We start from the raw sequence: 1,583 nt of genomic DNA on the forward strand, positions 1-1,583 counted from the left end.
ACGTGTATTTCTTTCAATACGCAGCATAGCAAGCATCATCACAAACATAATAAAAAAACCAAGGGCGGCGCCAGTCATAGCCATAGAAATAATACCCATCATTTGATCGGTTCTAGCTGTGCCAATTTTCATTAAATTCTGTTGTCTTTGTTGATCTACTTGACGTGCAAATTCCTGATCATGCCATTGTAAAAAATCATCTATATTAACTTGCCTACCGCCTACGCTCACCAATTGCTTGGTTAACTTTGCCAGCGATTCAACATAATTTAGCTTTAACGCTTGTGAGTATGAATTAGACTTGATTTTAATCATCACTTTAATATTAAACTGTAAATCTGCCGGATCAATAACTCCGTCAGGTAATGATTGTAAATTGGCAATAATACGCTCAATCTGTATATCAAACACTTTGTTAAAGGTCGATGGACTCTTAATTAGAGACTCTTCAATATTTAAATTTTGCTGGTTTTTATCAATACTCAAGCTAAGTGGATTCTGGTATTTGGCCAATTCAATAACAGGTGGTGCAATATCATCAGTCGCTCTAGATGAGATTTTTTCATAACTAAAAACACCTAGGAAAATAATCAAAGCAAATGATATCAGTGCAAACAACAAACCAAGACGTTGCACAATCATAAAAAAGTTTTTTTCTAAAAATCCTAACATATTTTATTATTTACTCATTTGATTAAAAATATCATTCATTTTTGTTGCCAATTCAACATCTAGCTGGGTGATGCAGCCTTCGCTATGAGTAGTTAAATCAACGGTAACAGTCTTATAAACATTTGACCACTCTGGATGATGCTGCATTTTTTCAGCCACAATCGCAACCTGATTCATAAATTCTAAAGCCTGAACAAAATCTTCTAGAATAAATATTCGATGTAGTTTCTCATTGATTACCGTCCAATCTTGTAACCTTTTCAACACTTGCTGATCGATTAATATGGTCATTATTGCCCTTTTAAAATCTCTTTAGCACCTAGTAATATTAGTTTATTCGCCAATTCTACACCAAGTGCTTCTGAGTTCTTTACGTGTCCCACAACGTGTCTTTTGATAATCTGTCCAGTGGCAACATTCCCAACTAAGCCCGTTAGAGTAATTTCGCGTTCGGAAATTGTTGAAAAAGCTGCAATAGGAACCGAACATCCGCCTTCCAAACGGGCGTTCATGGCCCTTTCAGCACTCACTCTATAGGTTGTTTCTTCATCAATCAAAGGGGAAATAATATCCAAAACCTCCTGATCATTTTCACGAATTTCAATACCAACTGCTCCTTGACCTACAGCGGGTAATGACTGATCAGCAGGAATTTGTTGTTTAATTCGATCTTCAAATCCTAGACGAATCAAGCCTGCACAAGCCAAAATAATAGCGTCATATTCTTTGTTATCTAGCTTTTGAAGTCTTGTATTTACATTTCCACGCAGATCCAGTATTTCTAAATCAGGGCGCATAGCCTTGAGTTGTACAATACGTCGCATAGAGCAAGTTCCAACCTTGGCACCTTGGGGTAGAGCGTCAATACTGTCAAAATCATTAGAAACAAATGCATCAAATGGATTTTCACG

3 protein-coding genes are annotated in these 1,583 nt (G+C 36.5%); all 3 read right to left on the bottom strand.

Going from position 1 to position 1,583, the window contains the following annotated elements; translation table 11 throughout:
• On the bottom strand, window positions 1-672 hold a 672-nt coding region (locus tag P8M52_RS04355), incomplete at its 3' end, for a hypothetical protein (protein WP_300307838.1).
• A gap of 6 nt (window positions 673-678) precedes the next feature.
• A complete protein-coding gene (locus P8M52_RS04360; protein WP_300307841.1) occupies window positions 679-963 on the bottom strand; it encodes a 4a-hydroxytetrahydrobiopterin dehydratase in 285 nt (94 codons plus the stop codon).
• On the bottom strand, window positions 963-1,583 hold a 621-nt coding region (hemC, locus tag P8M52_RS04365), incomplete at its 5' end, for a hydroxymethylbilane synthase (RefSeq protein WP_300307844.1). The genes P8M52_RS04360 and hemC, both read right to left, overlap by 1 nt.

Origin of the sequence: Candidatus Thioglobus sp. (assembly GCF_029243085.1) — a bacterium.
Classification (GTDB): Bacteria; Pseudomonadota; Gammaproteobacteria; order PS1; family Pseudothioglobaceae; genus Thioglobus_A.